The 15,490-nt window shown below is 70.1% G+C and carries 20 protein-coding genes and 1 tRNA gene; 18 read left to right on the top strand and 3 right to left on the bottom strand.

Annotated features, from left to right (window positions below; all coding sequences use genetic code 11):
• Nucleotides 1-9: 9 nt before the first annotated feature.
• From ACIBNE_RS10080 to ACIBNE_RS10000, 17 genes are all read left to right on the top strand, one after another.
• Nucleotides 10-576, top strand: coding sequence for a phage tail protein (locus ACIBNE_RS10080; protein WP_399270995.1), 567 nt, complete (start codon nt 10-12; stop codon nt 574-576).
• 91 nt (nt 577-667) lie between these two features.
• Nucleotides 668-1,183, top strand: coding sequence for a hypothetical protein (locus tag ACIBNE_RS10075; RefSeq protein WP_399270994.1), 516 nt, complete (start codon nt 668-670; stop codon nt 1,181-1,183).
• Entirely contained in the window at nt 1,156-1,296 is a 141-nt protein-coding gene (locus ACIBNE_RS10070; RefSeq protein WP_399271279.1) for a hypothetical protein, read from the top strand. The genes ACIBNE_RS10075 and ACIBNE_RS10070 overlap by 28 nt, the downstream gene beginning before the upstream one ends.
• A 12-nt stretch (nt 1,297-1,308) precedes the next feature.
• Nucleotides 1,309-4,848 (top strand): hypothetical protein, encoded by a 3,540-nt coding sequence (locus ACIBNE_RS10065; RefSeq protein WP_399270993.1) that lies wholly within the window; start codon nt 1,309-1,311, stop codon nt 4,846-4,848.
• Entirely contained in the window at nt 4,848-5,696 is an 849-nt protein-coding gene (locus ACIBNE_RS10060) for a phage distal tail protein (RefSeq protein WP_399270992.1), read from the top strand. The genes ACIBNE_RS10065 and ACIBNE_RS10060 overlap by 1 nt, the downstream gene beginning before the upstream one ends.
• A 13-nt stretch (nt 5,697-5,709) precedes the next feature.
• Nucleotides 5,710-6,813, top strand: coding sequence for a hypothetical protein (locus ACIBNE_RS10055; RefSeq protein ID WP_399270991.1), 1,104 nt, complete (start codon nt 5,710-5,712; stop codon nt 6,811-6,813).
• Nucleotides 6,813-7,967 carry a hypothetical protein gene (locus tag ACIBNE_RS10050; protein ID WP_399270990.1) on the top strand — a complete coding sequence of 385 codons (1,155 nt, stop codon included), beginning with the start codon at nt 6,813-6,815 and terminating at the stop codon, nt 7,965-7,967. Before ACIBNE_RS10055 ends, ACIBNE_RS10050 begins: the two co-directional genes overlap by 1 nt.
• A gap of 1 nt (nt 7,968) precedes the next feature.
• Nucleotides 7,969-8,451 carry a hypothetical protein gene (locus ACIBNE_RS10045; RefSeq protein ID WP_399270989.1) on the top strand — a complete coding sequence of 161 codons (483 nt, stop codon included), beginning with the start codon at nt 7,969-7,971 and terminating at the stop codon, nt 8,449-8,451.
• A 9-nt stretch (nt 8,452-8,460) separates the two neighbouring features.
• Nucleotides 8,461-8,826 carry a hypothetical protein gene (locus ACIBNE_RS10040; RefSeq protein WP_399270988.1) on the top strand — a complete coding sequence of 122 codons (366 nt, stop codon included), beginning with the start codon at nt 8,461-8,463 and terminating at the stop codon, nt 8,824-8,826.
• Nucleotides 8,827-8,838: 12 nt separating this feature from the next.
• Entirely contained in the window at nt 8,839-9,804 is a 966-nt protein-coding gene (locus tag ACIBNE_RS10035; protein ID WP_399270987.1) for an N-acetylmuramoyl-L-alanine amidase, read from the top strand.
• Nucleotides 9,805-9,818: 14 nt separating this feature from the next.
• Nucleotides 9,819-10,046: a holin gene (locus tag ACIBNE_RS10030; RefSeq protein ID WP_399270986.1), complete on the top strand. Its 228-nt coding sequence runs from the start codon at nt 9,819-9,821 to the stop codon at nt 10,044-10,046.
• Nucleotides 10,010-10,474: a hypothetical protein gene (locus tag ACIBNE_RS10025; protein WP_399270985.1), complete on the top strand. Its 465-nt coding sequence runs from the start codon at nt 10,010-10,012 to the stop codon at nt 10,472-10,474. The genes ACIBNE_RS10030 and ACIBNE_RS10025 overlap by 37 nt, the downstream gene beginning before the upstream one ends.
• Complete coding sequence (locus ACIBNE_RS10020; RefSeq protein ID WP_399270984.1) at nt 10,467-10,847, top strand: hypothetical protein; 381 nt, start codon at nt 10,467-10,469, stop codon at nt 10,845-10,847. Before ACIBNE_RS10025 ends, ACIBNE_RS10020 begins: the two co-directional genes overlap by 8 nt.
• Before the next feature lie 25 nt (nt 10,848-10,872).
• Nucleotides 10,873-11,316, top strand: a complete 444-nt coding sequence (locus ACIBNE_RS10015) for a hypothetical protein (RefSeq protein ID WP_399270983.1) — start codon at nt 10,873-10,875, stop codon at nt 11,314-11,316.
• The gene (locus ACIBNE_RS10010) at nt 11,313-12,185 is read left to right on the top strand and encodes a hypothetical protein (protein WP_399270982.1); all 873 of its coding nucleotides are present in this window, start codon (nt 11,313-11,315) and stop codon (nt 12,183-12,185) included. The genes ACIBNE_RS10015 and ACIBNE_RS10010 overlap by 4 nt, the downstream gene beginning before the upstream one ends.
• Complete coding sequence (locus ACIBNE_RS10005; protein ID WP_399270981.1) at nt 12,178-12,453, top strand: hypothetical protein; 276 nt, start codon at nt 12,178-12,180, stop codon at nt 12,451-12,453. The genes ACIBNE_RS10010 and ACIBNE_RS10005 overlap by 8 nt, the downstream gene beginning before the upstream one ends.
• Nucleotides 12,454-12,557: 104 nt before the next feature.
• Nucleotides 12,558-12,863: a hypothetical protein gene (locus ACIBNE_RS10000; RefSeq protein ID WP_399270980.1), complete on the top strand. Its 306-nt coding sequence runs from the start codon at nt 12,558-12,560 to the stop codon at nt 12,861-12,863.
• 30 nt (nt 12,864-12,893) lie between these two features.
• On the opposite strand, the gene ACIBNE_RS09995 is transcribed toward ACIBNE_RS10000, so the two are convergent.
• Nucleotides 12,894-13,649, bottom strand: a complete 756-nt coding sequence (locus ACIBNE_RS09995) for a GntR family transcriptional regulator (protein WP_399270979.1) — start codon at nt 13,647-13,649, stop codon at nt 12,894-12,896.
• A gap of 144 nt (nt 13,650-13,793) precedes the next feature.
• On the opposite strand from ACIBNE_RS09995, the gene ACIBNE_RS09990 reads away from it, so the two are divergent.
• Nucleotides 13,794-14,144: a hypothetical protein gene (locus ACIBNE_RS09990; protein WP_399270978.1), complete on the top strand. Its 351-nt coding sequence runs from the start codon at nt 13,794-13,796 to the stop codon at nt 14,142-14,144.
• A gap of 381 nt (nt 14,145-14,525) precedes the next feature.
• Here the strand turns inward: ACIBNE_RS09990 and ACIBNE_RS09985 are convergent, their stop codons facing one another.
• Nucleotides 14,526-14,759: a helix-turn-helix domain-containing protein gene (locus tag ACIBNE_RS09985; protein WP_399270977.1), complete on the bottom strand. Its 234-nt coding sequence runs from the start codon at nt 14,757-14,759 to the stop codon at nt 14,526-14,528.
• Nucleotides 14,760-15,308: 549 nt separating this feature from the next.
• A tRNA-Val gene (locus ACIBNE_RS09980) sits at nt 15,309-15,380 on the bottom strand.
• Between the last annotated feature and the right edge of the window lie 110 nt (nt 15,381-15,490).

Genomic DNA, 15,490 nt, shown 5'->3' with positions numbered 1-15,490 from the left:
GGACAGGACATGCCCATCTCCCGCGTGACCAAGGTCTACGCCATCCAGGACGCGAAGATCGCACCGCTGACCGCCGACCCGGCCGGGGGCTCCGCGACGTACGGGGCGCTCATCGACGTGCCCGGCATCAAGTCGCTGGAGATCTCCGGCGATGTCGAGGTCAAGTCGCTGCGCGGCGACAACACCCAGCTCGCCACGAACTCGTCCATCACGAACGTGCAGGTCAGCGTCACGCACGCCAAGCTGTCGCTCGACGTCCTCGTCGCGATCCTCGGCGGCGCCGTCACCGACTCCGGCACGGGCACCGCCGAGACGTCCACATGGGACCTCACCAGCGCAAACGCGACCATGCCCCCGTTCAAGCTGGAGGGCGTCACCCCTGCTGGCGGTGTGGACACCGTCGGCGGCGACCTGCACGTCGTCCTCCACAAGCTGACGCTCGCGTCGTTCCCCGACCTCGGCTTCAGCGAGGAGGACTTCCGGATCGCCTCGTTCACGGCGAACGCGGACCCGCTGCTGTCCAACAGCAAGTGGATCAGCATCACGCTCAACGAGACCGCCGCCGCCATCGCCTGATCTCCGGGCGTGGCGTGTCTCTCGCTCAGCGCGCCCGCCCGGTCCCCCTCACCCGCAGGCCGAACCCCGGCACTCACGTAGGGACACCACCATGACCGCAGGACTCGACCTGCTCGCCAGCGGCGCGAGCATCACCCTCACCGACGGCACCGCCGTCTCACTCCGCTACTCGATGCGCGCCATCGCCCTGCTGGAGGCCCGGTACGGGTCCGTCGCAGCGGTGCAGGACGCCATCGATACCACCGGCAGCGGCGCCGCCTACGGCCCCATCGTCCAGCTCCTCGGGGCCGGGTGCCTCGGGCCCGGGGGCTTCGAGCCCCACTTCCGTGAGCACCAGGACGCGAAGGGCGAGCGCCGGATCAGCGGCGACATCACGTACCGGCGCCGTACGGACGGCGCGGACCTCGCCGACCTCCTGCACCCCGGACAGCTCGGCGAGTACGTCGACGCGTGGACGTCGGCGTTCACGAAGGCGCTGGAGGCCCTGGGAAACGACAGCGGCGGGAGCACCGCCACGACGACGGTGGAGACGGTTTCCCCTGGTCTCAGCTCTACTACCTCGCCGTCGGTGCCCTCCACATTCCTCCCGACGCCTTCTGGGACATGACGCTCGGCCAGCTCATGACGCTGGCCGACGAGTACCAGGCCGCCCACCACACCGGCGGCACCCGAGCCCAATCGTCCGGCCCCGGCCTGCTGGAAATGGCCGCCATGCAGTAGAGGAGGTGCGACGTGGCAGACGACATCAACCTGCCAAACCTCCTGTCGCACCTCTCCGTAAACCTCGACGGCCTCAACGGCACCGTCGCCGACGCCGGACGACAGGGCTCCAGCATCGGCGCCGCCCTCGGCAGCGGCGTCCAGCGGCAGCTCCGCGACCTCGTCTCGAACTTGCCAGACATCGAGATCACGGGCGACTCCGACGAAGTCGACCGCGACCTTGCCCGCGTCCGGCGCGAGCTGGAGGAGCTGGGCAACCAGCGCATCGGCGTCGACATCTCCGTCGATGAGGCACTGCGCCGGATCAACGAACTGAACCCGCACCTCGCGCGCCTGTCCGACACCCACCCGAACATCAGCGTGCAGGCCGCGACCCGGCAGGCCGCAGCCCAGTTGGACGAGCTGCTGGCGGCCGCGCGGGGGGTCGACGACACGGACGTCGACATCGACGTGGACGTCGACGAGGACCGCGTGCGGCGCGCGGACCGCCTGGCCGGGGCGTTCGGCCGGATCGGCGGGATGGCCAGCTCGCTCGGCGGGGTCGCGGCGACGATCGGCCGGATGGCCGCCGGACTCGGCGCCGCGGTCCCGGCAGCTGCTGCGGTCGTCTCCACGCTCCAGAACGTGGCCCCTGCTGCGGCCGTCGCGGTCACGGGCATGGCCGCCGTGCAGCTCGCCTCGGGCACGGTCAAGCTCGCGATGATCGGTGTGAAGGACGCCGTGTCCGCCGCGCTCGATCCGAGCAAGGCCAAGGAGTACGCGGAGTCGCTGAAGAAGCTCAGCCCCGCTGCCCGCGAGTTCGCCGAGAAGGTGCACTCGATGGCGCCCGCGCTGCGGGCCGTGCAGCAGGAGGTGCAGCAGGAGGTTTTCTCCGGGCTGGCCACGAACCTGGAGCACACCTCCAAGGCCGTACTGCCGCCGCTCCGCAAGAACCTCCTCAACAGCGCCACGGCGCTCGGCGATATGGCCGGCGGGGCGCTCGGCGCGGCCCGCGACCTCGGCGAGAACGGCACCCTGGGCGTCGCCCTCGGCTCGGCGAGTGCGGGCCTGCGGAACCTCTCCGGCGTCCCGGGCGTGGTGGTCACCGCGCTCGGCCAGCTCGCCGCAGCGGCCGGGCCGTCGTTCAAGGGGCTGACCGCTGCGGCCGCGCGCTCGGCCGCCGACATCGGCCGACGGCTCGGCACCGCCTTCCAGTCCGGGGCTCTGCGGGAATCGATCCAGCACGCCATCGACCTGCTCGGCGACATGGTCGACGTCGGCCGCAACGTAGCCACGATCATCGGGAACATCTTCAACGCGGCACCCGAGGGCGGCGGGCTGATCTCGTTCCTGGGCAGCGTGACAACGTCACTGGCAGATGCCACCGCCACCGACGGCGTGCAAAACGCGCTGCGCTCCCTGTTCCAGACGATGACCCTCATCGGGCAGACGGCCGGTCCGCTCCTCGCGCAGGCCCTGTCCGTGATCGGCCCGGTCGTCACCGCGCTGGCCCCTCCGGTTCAGGAGGTCGTGGCCGCGCTCGGCACTGGGCTACGGCCGATCATCGCCGCGCTCGGTCCGGTCCTCGCGGGGGCGTCGGGGGCGCTCGGGGTGCTGGTGAGCGCGCTGGCCCCGCTGCTGCCGGTCCTCGGGCAGCTGGTGGCCGGGCTGCTGCCCGCGTTTACGCCGCTGCTGGCCGCGTTCCAGACCGGTTTCCAGGCCCTGGCGCCGGTGATTCAGCAGGTGGCGACGATCCTGCAGGCGACGCTCGCGCCGATCCTCGCGGAGCTGCCCGCGCTCATCACGCCGCTGGCCCAACTCATTGCGGATCGGCTCGTGTTCCTGTTCGATCTGCTGGGGCAGATGCTCGTGCAGCTGAGCCCCGTGCTGGTGTCGCTGGGGCAGACGCTGGGCACGCTGCTCGTCGCGCTGACCCCGCTCCTGGGCGCGTTTGTGCTGCTCCAGTCGGAGCTGTTCACCGCGCTGATGCCGGTACTCACACAGTTGATCACCCTGGTGGGCGGGGTGGCCCGGGTGCTGGCGGCCGTGCTGGGCGGCGTCATCAAGGGCGTCGTCGTGCCGATCATCCAGGCCCTGAGCGCCCTCCTGCGCGGCGACTTCTCCGGGGCATGGAACATCGTGAAGGCCGCAGTGAGCCAAGCGGCGTCGGTGATCGGGCAGGCCGCCACGCGAGTCGGTGCGGCGGTCGGCCGCGCAGTGAACACGGCCGTGGACTGGATCAAGGGGCTGCCTGGTCGGGCCGTGTCGGCGCTCGCGCCGCTGGCGGCCAATCTCGGGGCGTCCGCGCTGGCTGCCGGGGCACGACTCGTCACCGCGATCTCCTCGAAGATCGCCGACGCGGTGGGGAAGGTCCGCGCTCTGCCAGGGCAGGCAGCGAGCGCCCTGGGGAATCTCGGCGGCAGGCTGATGGGCGCAGGCGCCTCGCTGATCCAGGGTTTCATCGACGGTATCCAGTCGAAGATCGGCGCGGTCAAGAGCAAGCTCGGCGAGATCACCAACAGCCTGACCGACTGGAAGGGCCCGCCCGCCAAGGACGCGCGGATCCTCACCCCGGCCGGTCGCCTGCTCATCGAGGGGTTCATCCGCGGCATCGACGAGAGCACGTCGCGGCTACGGTCCCGGCTCGCCTCGATCACCCGCGCCCTGCCCGACAACGTACGGAGCGGCATCGGGCGGACGCTGGCGCGCGCCACGGCCGAGCTCCAGCGCGAGGTGACCCGCCGCGACGGCGTGGTGAAGCGGCTGGCGGCCGCACAGAAGCGGCTCGACGACCTCGTCAAGGCCAGGAGCAAGGCATCCGCCGACATCCGGTCGGGCATCCTCTCCGAGGCCAACATCACCACCGGGCACAGCGACGTGAACAGCGTCGGCGCGATCACGGTGGAACTCCAGCAGGCACTGAAGGCATCGAAGGCGTTCCAGGCCAACATCGCCAAGCTGAAGAAGGCCGGGCTCCGCAGTGATCTGCTCCAGCAGATCGCGGACGCGGGCGTGGCCGGGGGATCGGCGACGGCCGACGCGCTGGCGAAGGCCACCCCGGCGGAGCTGAAGAAGATCAACGATCTCCAGTCGCAATTGTCGAAGAGCGCGACGGCGACGGGCAACACGGTCGGGGACGCGCTGTACGGGGCGGGCATCCGCGCCGCTCAGGGGCTGGTCGCGGGGCTGAAGAGCCAGGAGAAGGCCATCGAGGCGCAGATGCTGAAGATCGCCCGGCAGATGCTCGCGGCCATCAAGAAGGTCCACAAGATCAAGTCCCCCAGCAGGGCGTTCCACGCCCTCGGCGTCATGGACGGCGAGGGGCTGCGCGGCGGCCTCCTCGCCACCGCCGGACGCGTCCGGGCCGCCGCGCGCACCGTGGCCGGGGCCGCCCTCGACGTCACCGCCGGGGCCCTCGCCACCACCCCCACCGCACGGCAGCTCTCCGCCGTCTACGCAGGCGGCGCAGGCGGCGGAGACCAGAACAACGTGTTCAACCTCTACAGCACCGAAGCGACTCCGGACGGAATCCTGCGGGCGCTGTCCTGGCAGAGCCTGGTCGGGGGGCAGTAGTGCAGCAGCGACTCGGCAACATCACGTGGAACGGGATGACGTTCGGGCCCGGGACGCAGTACGCCGTCACCGCCCTCTCCGGCATCGACGACCTCCCCGACGTACGAGCAGAGGACATGGACCGGCCCGCGCAGCACGGCGCCTACACCGGGCCGGACGTCACCGGGGCGCGCGTCGTGCAGCTCCAGCTCGGACTGCGCGGGCTGTCCCCGGACGACCTGCGCTCGCTGAGCCTGGCGCTGCGCGCGGCAACGCAGCCGCAGGCAGCGCCGGCCGAACTCTGCCTCCTGGACTGGGACATCCTGCTGCGGGCAAAGGTCCGCAAGCGCAGCATCCCGTACGACGCCGAACGCCTCTGGTCGATCGGGGACGCGGCGATCGAGTTCTACTGCGCCGACCCCTACCTGTACGGGCTGACCGAGCGGTCCGCGTCCACCACCGCCTACAGCCCCTCGGCGGGCCGCACGTACCCGCTGACGTACCCGCGGTCGTACGGAGTCGCCGGACTGTCCGGCCGGATCACCGCCTCGAACCTCGGCGCGGCGCCCGCATATCCGGTGCTGCGGATCGACGGGCCCGTCGCGTCCCCGTCGATCGAGCAGACCGGCGGCGGCACCCTCCAGATCGATGCCGTTCTCCAAGTCGGCGAGTTCCTGCTGATCGACACCAGCACCCGGGCCGTCCTCTACATGGGCTCCACGCCGCGCCGCTCCTGGGTACGCGCCGGATCGGTGTGGCCCCTGCTGATGCCCGGCACCACCGAGCTGACCTACCGCGGCGACGCCCTCGCCGGGGCCCCAGGCCAGCAGTCCCTGCTCACCGTGACCTGGCGCGACACCAGCCTGTAGGAGAGGAGCGGCCGTGGCCGTCATCAACCCGCCCGCCTGGCAGCAGGCTGGCAGCTATCCGGCCCGCAACGACCGGCTCGCGCTCAGCGGTCTGCTGGGCTACCCGGGCAACGCCGCCGACGAGGCCACCCCGCTGCGGGTCCGGCCCGGGGTGAAGCCCAGCTACCAGGGTTACCAGATGAAGGTGCGCGCGGCGGGCACCCCGAACATGACCGTCCTTGTGAGCGGGGGCACCGTGTTCATCGACCAGCGGGAGACCGGCGGATCGGGCGCCTACATCTGCGCGAACGACGGCGACGTCACCCTGACCGTGCAGCCCGCGGGCGGCGCCGGGCAGTACCGCAAGGACACTGTCGTCGCCTCGGTGTACGACGCTGAGTACTCCGGCGTCGTGTCCGAGTGGCGACTGGAGGTGATCCAGGGTCCGTACGCCGCGAGCGCCGGCGCCACCGTGCGCGGCACCCTGCCAGCGAACTCGGTGCCGCTGGCGGATCTGGCGATCGCGCCGTCGCAGACGAGCGTGGCCACGGGGAACATCACCGACGTCCGCGTCTACGGGGTCGCGATCGGCGGGGTGCTGCCAGTGGCGTCGTCGGCGGTGCCCGCGCGCCTGCACCCGGGGCAGGTGGCATATCTGACGGACGTGGACCGGTTCGTGTACGGCGATGCGGCCAGCGCCACGAAGGATCTGGTACAGCGGGACTGGGTCAGCTATGCGGTGGCGTGGTCGTCGTCGGGCACTGCGCCTGCGGTCGGCAACGGGATGCTGCGCGGGGTGTACTGCCAGATCGGCAAGACGGTTCATGTCCGCATCAACTTGCTGATGGGCATCACGACAACGTACGGGACCGGCACGTGGCGGTTCACGGTGCCAGTGACGGCGGACGCACTGGAGTCGAGCGCGTTCTACCAGGTCGGCTCCGCAATGATGATCGACGAATCCGCAAATGCCCTCTACCCGGGCACCGCGTTCATCACCGCGAGCACGGGATTCATCGGGGTATCGACGGCGACCGGCGGTTCGAACGTGGCGGCCGGGGCGATCTCTACGAGCACCCCGTTCACGTGGGCGTCCACGGACAGCGTGCACATCCAGATCACGTACGAGGTGGCGTGATGGCGGCGCACACGTACACGTACCTGTTCTGCGACCTGATGACGGACACGCTGCTCGCCGAGCTCCCTATGTCGGGGGTGACGTACGGCTACACCATCAACGGGATCGGCACCCTGCGCGGCACAGTCCCGTTCAGTGACGAGACGCTGCCGCTGGACCCGCTGAACGCGACGACCCCGGCCAGAACCGCGATCTACGTGGACCGGGACGGAGTGCTGGTGTGGGGCGGCATCCTGTGGACCCGCGAGGACGTTGCGGGCGGCAAGTCGCTCCAGGCGGCCGAGTTCCTGTCGTACTACCAGCACCGGTACGTGAAGACGACCTTGTCCACGGACACGTCGCTGATCACGAACCCGGCCTACGTCGGCTCGGCGCCCGGGGCGCAGCGCCTGTACCCCGACCAGAAGGGGATCGTGTGGTCGCTGCTGCGGTACGCCCGCGACCAGGTGGGCGGCGAGATCGGCATCGACCTGAACGCCCTGGCCGGGACCGGACACGGAGTCGTGCGCACGGCCACGTACTTCGGGTACGAGCGGCCCGAGATCTACAAGGCGATCACGGATCTCGCGGCCGCGGACGACGGGTTCGACTTCGGGATCGAGGTGGGTTGGACGCAGGCCACCACCGGCACCCCGCCGAGGAGGTACCGGCGCGCCGTCTCCTACTACCCGCGGCGCGGCAGGTCCGCCGACGACTCCGGGCTCGTGTTCTCCACCGGGGGCGGCGCCTCCAACATCCTCAGCTACAACTGGCCCGAGGACGGCACCAACTTGGTGACGGAGATGACGGCACTGGGGGCAGGCTCGGGCGAGGCGCGCATCGTGAAGACCGCCGCCGACTCCGATGCGCTGGCCTCTGGCTGGCCGCTGCTGGAGGGCGTCGCCACGTACGGCGAGGTCGTCGACGAGGCGCAGGTGCAGGGGCTGGCGAACGCGGAGCTGGAGGACCGCTCGCCGACGCAGCCGACGTTCGAGGTGCTGGCGGACGCCGATCCCGCGTTCGGCTCGTACTCGGTGGGCGACGAGGCGCTGTTCGAGATCGATCCCGAGCGCCAGTCCCCGTACGGACGGAGCGCCATCCTGCGCATCGTCAGCATCGAGAACAGCGCGAGCAGCGGCCCCGAGCGTGTCCGCCTGACCTGCGTGGGGGCCTGACATGCCGAAGACGTCGATCACCCCGGACGTGCTCCAGCGGCTGGCGCGCGTGGAGCGGGAGCTGGCCGCGCTCCAGCGGCAGGGTGCGGTGAAGGACGAGCTGCCGTTCTACCCGACCTCGTACCGCGGGTTCCCGTACGAGGACGGCACGTCGTTCGTGACGTTGTGGGAGACGGTCCTGACTCCACGCACGGCGTCGCTGTCGATCGGGCTGGTGCTGATCGGGGACCAGGTGTCGGCGACGAACACGGGCGGCGCGTGGCAGATCCTCCTCGACGGCGTCACGGTCGCCGCGTCCGGCTCGGTGCCTGCCACGTTCACCCTCACGTATCCCACGGCCGTGATCGACCTGACCCCGTACCGGGCGGCCGCGCAGCTCAAGGTCCAGTTGCAGGTACGACGCACGAGCGGCGCGTCGACGGGCGGGAAGTTCGGCGGCGGCGGGTCCATCGGCGGCGCACCGACCTATGCCCGACTCATCTAGGGAGCATCCATGATCGACACTGCTGGCGCCACCTACCGCATGATCGGCGGCGCCCTCCGCAACACCGGCACCGGCTGGGGACTGATCAACGACGCCGGACACCAGCCCACCGGCATCACTGCCGTGCTGACGAGACCGGACCACATCGAGATCCAGCACCCCGTCAGCGCCGTGAAGGTGTCCAGCTTCCAGGTCACCCCGGACGAGACGTACGCGCAGCAGGGCCTGCGGGTCGGCATCTCGGCGGGCCTCGCGCTGTCCAGGGTCTACCTGTACTCGGGGCCGCCGGGGCTGCCTCCGGTCGACCCGTCCACGGTCGCGGCAGCCAGCGGCAACCTCTGGCTGACCGGTTTCCTCCAACTTCCGACGGCCTGAGAGGGGGACGTCATGGCCTGGTACCCAGGCGCCACCCGCATGGAGCTCCAGCCCGAGTCCGACGCCCAACCGGCGATCACCCCGACGCAGTTCATCGTCCACTCGATCGCCGCGCCGTGGACGAAGGAGCGGATCTACGAGTACTGGCGGGACTCGACGAACCTCGAATCGCACTTCGGCCAGTCCTACGACGGGTCGATCGCCCAGTTCATCGGCACCCAGACCAGGGCCGACGCCAACTTCCTGGCCAACAGGCGCCCGGACGGCACCGGCGCGGTCTCTATCGAGACCGCGTCCAACCTCCACCACACCGACCCGTGGACCCCCGAGCAGGTGGAGGGCCTCATCAGGCTCGGGCTCTGGCTGCACCGCACCCACGACATCCCGCTGCGGATCTGCCGCACCTCGGAGGACCCGGGGTACGGCTACCACCGGCTGCACGCCGCCTGGTCCGACGGCGGCACCGCCTGCCCCGGCGACGCACGGGTGAAGCAGTTCCGGGAGACGGTCTTCCCCGCGATCGTCGCCCGCGCGACCGGCCAGCCCACCACCCCCGCGCCGACGGCGCCCACCCAGGAGGACCCCGTGCCCAGCATGCTGAACCTGTCGAACTCGGTCGACTACGACCTGACCGGCGGCGCCTGGACCACGCTCGCGTTCGCCACGGACGGGGTGATCCACCCGGGGCCTCGCCGCCACTTGACGCTGGTGCACCTGCTCTTCGACCCGCTGCTGGTGGAGACGGAGATCGAGGGCCGCTACTACCTCACGGACGCGGACGGCGCGAACCGCTCGAACTACCTCCCCACCCTCATACGGGCCGCAGGCGGGGAGGGCGTCGGTGGCTACCAGTTCTCGTGCACCGGCGACGTCCCCGCGGGACGCACGCTGCGCTACGAGGTCCGCGTGACCACCCCGGACGGCACGCCCGCCCGACTTCTCCACCGCACCGCATCCGGCCCGTACTGGGCACTCTGAGATCGGAGATCACCATGGCGTCTGCCTCTGCCCCCATCGAGAAGAAGGTCAAGGCGTCCAGCGTCCTGGCCTACCTGACCAGCCTCGCCGGGCTGCAGATCCTCGGCGCGGTCACCGACGACCCGTCCCTCATCAGCGGGATGCCCGACGCGCTGGAACCGTTCGTGCTCGCGCTCGTCCCCGCTGCGGCGTCCGCCATCGCCGGATGGGCGGCGCCGCACACCCCACGCTCGGACGTCTGATGTGGGCCGCCGTGTGGCGGCACCTCGGCTGGCGCGGCCTCGCCCTCGCCGGGGCCGGCGCCTGCTGGACCGTGTACGGGGTCGGCCTGCTGGTGACGCACCGGCAGGGCCTGTCTCTGGCGACCGCTCCGATCCTGCGGGTGATGTGCCTGGAGGCGTGGGGTGGGGTGTGGATCGCGTGCGGCCTGGCGGGGCTGGTGACGGGCGGCCTGCGCCCGGGACGGGACGTGCTCGGCTTCGCTGCGGTCACCGCGCCGCCCGCGATCTGGGGGCTGGCGTTCCTCGGGGCCGCGGCGACGGGCGACTACGTCGTCGCGTGGGCGTCGGTGCCGTTGTACGTGGCGGTGGTGTTGCTGGTGGTGATCGTGGCTGCGCTGACGGGGGGTCGCAGGCGCTGTACGTGTGAGAGGGGGCGCCTCGATGGGTGAGGGTTCGGTGCTGGGTGTGGTGATAGCGGTGGTGGGGATGGTCGGTTCGGTGCTGGTGGCGCGGATCTCGTCGCCGCGTGCCCGGGTGGTGGGGCCGCCTGTGGAGGAGGACGAGACTGCGGGGCCGCTGGCGGTGTCGCCGGAGATCTGGACCCAGCTCAACAGCAAGATCACCACGCTGGAGGGTGAGGTGGCAGCAGTGCGCCGGGAGGCGACGGAGGCGGCCGTGTTGTACAGCTCGCGGGTGTCGCTGCTGGAGGGGCTGCTGCGGCAGGCCATGCGGATCATCCGCCGGACGAACCGCAGGTTGACGGGTGCGGGGCTGCCTCCGGAGGAGGTCCCTGCCGACCTGATCCCGTACTCGATCGACTGATCGCACACTACAGAGGAGGCCCGTCGTGGCTACCTTCACGTTCAACGTCGCCCTCGGACGGGTGGCCCACTACGCGTCGCTGCCCGCCGCCAACGACGGCCTCACTCTCGTTGCGCTGGAGGCCAGCGGGCTGGAGTCCGACTCCGTCCTGCGCAAGAAGACGACGCTGTCGGACGTCGTGTCTGGCGCCACCAACGAGCAGGTCACCGTGGGGCGCAAAGCTCTGACTGGCGTCACGGTCACCGTGAACCACAGCCTCGACAGGGTCGAGGTCGACGCCGACAACGTCACCTACACCAGCCCGACCGGCAACCCGGTCGGCGCCCTGGTCATCTGCTACGACCCCGACACCACCACCGGCACCGACGCGGACCTGATCCCGCTGACCAAGGCCGACCTGTCGTGGAGCCCGGACGGGATCAGCCTCCCGCTCACGATCGCCGACTTCTTCCGGGGTGCCTCGGGGTGACCTCCTTCAGCGACGACTTCAACCGCGCGGACAGTACGGCCCTCGGTGCCGGGTGGGTGGAGGTGTCCGGCAACTGGTCGATCGTCAGCGACCAGCTCTCGCCCGGCACGGATTCCGGCACGGTGATCCTGCGCGCCTCCGGGGCGATGGACAGCAGTGACCACTACGCCGAGATCGTCATCGCCACGCCGAGGGTCGCAAGCATGGGCGTGTGTTGCCGCGGCAATGCTGGCTTCACCACGGCCTATCTGTTGCGTCACGACGGGGGCACGAACCTCAGCCTGTTCTCTGTCGTGGACAACACGTTCGACGTGCGGGGCGCCCATGTGACGGCCATCGCGCCAGGTGACGTCCTGCGGATCCAGGCGGTCGGCAGCACGATCAAGGGTTTCCTCAACGGCAGCGAAGTGATCTCCGTCGTCAACAGCTCGGTGCCGTCAGGGACTGGCGTCGGCCTCCGCTCCGGAACTCCCAGCACCGGCGGCGAGATCAGGTACGACAGTTTCTCTGCGGCGGACGTCGCTGCGGGTGCGACGCTCGGCACCGCGTCCGAGGTCGACACCGCGCAGGCCCTCGTGGGGGCGAAGGCCGCCACGCTCGGCGCGTCGCTGGGGACCGACACGGCGCAGCAGCTCGTCGGCGCGAAGTCCGCGTCGCTCACGGCCGCGCTCTCCGTGGAGACCGCGGTGCCCCTCGTCGGCAGCAAGGCCACCGTGCTCGGGACGGCGAGCGAGACGGACACGGCGCGCCCGCTCGCCCGGCAGTCCACCGCGGTGCCGTCGCCGGACCGTACGTACCGGATCCCGCCGGAGATGCGGCGTCTGGCCGTGGCCGCCGAACAGCGCACATTGGAGGTTGGCCGTGGCTGATCGTTTCACCAAAGACCCGCAGGCGCGGCTGGACTACTCGTGGGACTGGACGGACTGGCTCGGCGCTTCGGACACGGTCGCGTCGGCGACGGTCACGGTGCCTGCCGGACTCACGGCTGTGGGGGCGCCGGTGGTCGCGGACGCGGTGGTGACGCAGCGCGTGTCGGGGGGTGTGCTGGGGGAGGTGTACACGCTGGTGTGTCAGGTGACCACGGTGGGCGGGTTGATCGACGAGCGGTCGATCCGCCTCACGATCGGCGACCGGTAGCAGCCCCTCGCTGCCACGGTCCCGCATAAATACGGGTGTCTGTACACGCGCCGGGTGGCTCGGGACGATGTGGCGGTCCGATCAGCGACCAGCAGGGAGGGCTCATGGCGCAGGAACCCATGACGGAGCGCGAGTGGGGGTTGCTGCTGCGATGCGGCACCGGCATGAGCAGGGCTAGAGCTGGACGGGTCTATGACATTGGCGAGTCGCACGTGTCGACCATCATCCGGCGGGCGGTCAGGAAGCTGGACGCCGAGTCTGTGGCGCACGCGTTCGCGGTCGGCCTCGCCACAGGCGTCTATGTCGTTGAGGACATCACCTGGTTGGAAGAGCAGGGAGAGCTGGCGGTCACTCGCCGCGCTCGCGACTTCGCCAAGGTGCAGGAAGCTGACCGGAAGGCGTGCGACTGACCCTGGAGGGGGAGTTCGCTGTGTCCGGGGTCAGTCGTCGAGGTCGATGACGAAGTCCACGACGGTGGTGTCGCCGCGTCGCACGATCGGATGAGCGACCTCGACGATCCGGCCGGTGTCGGAGATGTGCCGACGGGTGTACCGGAGGACGGGGACACCCTGGCCGACGCGCAGGGTCTCGGCCTCGGTGTCGTTGGGCATGGCCGCGGTGAACGACTCGGTGATGCGGGTGATGTTGATGCCGAGGCTGGCCATCTGGGCGCGGGTGCCGCCGGGCCAGGGCTCGTTGATCGGGTCGGAGACGGGTGTGCCCGCGACATCGGACCAGCGGACGTAGCTGGTGCTCATCTGGGTGGGCTGGTCGTTGTCGTAGAACACGAAGTGCCGCGCGAGGAGGCGCTCGCCGGGCTCGCACTCGAAGAGTGCGGCCAGTTCGGCGTCGGCCCGCACGCGCTCGAACCGCTTGTCGAGCCGGTACTCGGACCAGCCGATTCCCTGGTCGCGGGTGTACGGGGTGGACTTCGCTCCGGTGGTGTTGCGGTACCGGTCTGCGGCCATTCGGTGGACGGGCGGCCGGGGCCGGACGAGGGTGCCCGCGCGGGCCCGGGTCTCGACCAGGCCCTCGTTGGCGAGGGTGCGAATCGCGTTGCGGATGGTTGTCTCGGAGACCCGGTATTGCTCGCACAGCGCGGGGAGGGTGGGGAGTTGGTCGCCGGGCCCGAACTCGGCGCTGGAGATGCGGCGTCGCAGGTCGGCGGCGATCCGCACGTATTCGGGCTGAGCCACTCTCGCACCACCTTGCCGCACCAGTTCGTCAATCTGAGTACACATACTCTCCGCACCCCTTGACCTGCGCCAACTCCGGCGACAATCTGAGTACAGATAAGCACTATCCGTACTCAGATAAACGCGGGATCCGAGGGGACATTCATGTCCGAATCAGGGCAGAGCTGGCAGACCGTTTTCAAGGGTCTCCCCGAGGAAGCGGCCCGGATTCGCAGCTGGACGGCCAGCCGCGTCACCCACGAAGACGCTCCCCTGATCGCCAACGAACTCTTCGTCGCGGTCCTCGGCCCGCCCGAGCGTCGCCCCACGGTCGTCGAGATGACGATCTCCACGTCTGGTCGGCGCATCAGGCTGACCGCCACCGGCACCGCACCCCTGCCGTTCCTCCAGATCCACGGGCCGGGCGGCATCCTCATCACCCACCTCTCGCAGACGAGCGGCGTCTCGGCCGACTTCCACAGCCTGTGGGCGCTACTCCAGGAGCCCTTGCCATGAGAACTGCACGCACAACCACCCGCCGGGACCTCACCCCGGAGTGCGGGCGGGGAGAGCACGACGAGTGCGACGGTCCCGTTGACCTACATCTACCTAACTCCCCCTCGTGGGCGGCCCCTATCGAGCAGTTGCACTGCGGCTGTCCCTGTCACCCGGCAGGCGTCCGCCGACGCGTGGAGGTGACGGCATGAGCGAGGTCCCCCGGTGTGACCGGTGCGGCAGTGGCCGCGACGTGCGGGTCGTCGACTGGGTGGATGCCTCGTCGGGCCCTCCGAGGCCGGTGTACGCGTGTGACGGACACCGGCCCGCGATGGCGCCGCCGCGCAGTCGGCCGGCCGCGTCCCGCTGATCGCCCGCCCCGCCCGGACCCCGCGGGGCGGGTCAGCGCACGAGGTCGGCGAGGGGGACACCGATCGCGTCGGCGATGCGGATCAGGTTGTCCAGCAGTGCGGATCGGTGCCCCTGCTCGATCTCGCTGATGGTCGCAATGCGGATTCCGGTGCGCAGGGAGACCGCCTCTTGCGTGAGGTTCGCGTGGAGGCGGGCGCTACGGATCTGGTCGCCGATGGCGCGACGGCGTGCGAGGACGCGGTCGTCGGGGATCGGCTGGTGCACCCGACCACGTTCGTGGCCACATGATCCTTTTGTCTTTACGGTCAACCGTAAATTGGTTGATCATGGCCTGATTGGGTATGGCACGGGGATCCCCCGTCACAACCGCCCCGCGATCGGCACCCGCTGATAGCAGGGCAGGACGGCACATCCGGCGTCCGTACATCCGCCCTATGTGGCCGTCCTCCGCTCTGATTCGGTCAGAGCGAGCCGCCCCGCCCCCCTCTGGGGGCGGGGCGGTTTACCGTTACGCAAGAAGGCCCCACGCCGACGAACGCGGCGAGGGGCCTCTCCCTATGAGGCGGGCCTCCCCGCCCGGCACTCACAGGATGTGGACGGCGTACATCTGGCGCGCGTGGGGAGACGCACCGGCCCCGTCCGAGACAGCACTCTACGGATGTACGGCTGCTGAACAATCCCTCGAACAGGTGACAGCCCCCACAAGATCAGCGGGAGTTGTGGACTCTATGTGGACTCAGGCCACGAGAAAGGCCCCCTAATCGATCACGACTAGAGGGCCGAAACAGGCTCTCACCTGCTGCTACCTACCGGTGGGCGCGGACGGTTTCGAACCGCCGACATCTGCTTTGTAAGAGCAGCGCTCTACCCCTGAGCTACGCACCCGTGGATGAGGGAACAGCGTACATGCCCTGGGGGAGTGACCTGCAAACCGATTGCCCGGCGGGGGGTTATCCCCACCCGGAGACGGTGGTGCTCCGCATCGTCGCGGCGCC

Origin of the sequence: Streptomyces sp. NPDC050504, assembly GCF_044458065.1 — a bacterium.
Lineage (GTDB): Bacteria > Actinomycetota > Actinomycetes > Streptomycetales > Streptomycetaceae > Streptomyces.
The sequence above is the reverse complement of the archived record's forward strand: the minus strand, read 5'-3'. Positions and strand labels throughout refer to the sequence as shown.

Excerpts from the sequence above, each read along its gene's own strand:
- ACIBNE_RS10050 (WP_399270990.1), top strand. The coding sequence starts at position 6,813 with ATGGCGGCGCACACGTACACGTACCTGTTCTGCGACCTGATGACGGAC.
- ACIBNE_RS10075 (WP_399270994.1), top strand. The coding sequence starts at position 668 with ATGACCGCAGGACTCGACCTGCTCGCCAGCGGCGCGAGCATCACCCTC.
- ACIBNE_RS09990 (WP_399270978.1), top strand. The coding sequence starts at position 13,794 with ATGTCCGAATCAGGGCAGAGCTGGCAGACCGTTTTCAAGGGTCTCCCC.
- ACIBNE_RS10030 (WP_399270986.1), top strand. The coding sequence starts at position 9,819 with ATGGCGTCTGCCTCTGCCCCCATCGAGAAGAAGGTCAAGGCGTCCAGC.
- ACIBNE_RS10080 (WP_399270995.1), top strand. The coding sequence starts at position 10 with ATGCCCATCTCCCGCGTGACCAAGGTCTACGCCATCCAGGACGCGAAG.
- ACIBNE_RS10020 (WP_399270984.1), top strand. The coding sequence starts at position 10,467 with ATGGGTGAGGGTTCGGTGCTGGGTGTGGTGATAGCGGTGGTGGGGATG.
- ACIBNE_RS10045 (WP_399270989.1), top strand. The coding sequence starts at position 7,969 with ATGCCGAAGACGTCGATCACCCCGGACGTGCTCCAGCGGCTGGCGCGC.
- ACIBNE_RS10000 (WP_399270980.1), top strand. The coding sequence starts at position 12,558 with ATGGCGCAGGAACCCATGACGGAGCGCGAGTGGGGGTTGCTGCTGCGA.
- ACIBNE_RS10035 (WP_399270987.1), top strand. The coding sequence starts at position 8,839 with ATGGCCTGGTACCCAGGCGCCACCCGCATGGAGCTCCAGCCCGAGTCC.
- ACIBNE_RS10040 (WP_399270988.1), top strand. The coding sequence starts at position 8,461 with ATGATCGACACTGCTGGCGCCACCTACCGCATGATCGGCGGCGCCCTC.
- ACIBNE_RS10025 (WP_399270985.1), top strand. The coding sequence starts at position 10,010 with ATGGGCGGCGCCGCACACCCCACGCTCGGACGTCTGATGTGGGCCGCC.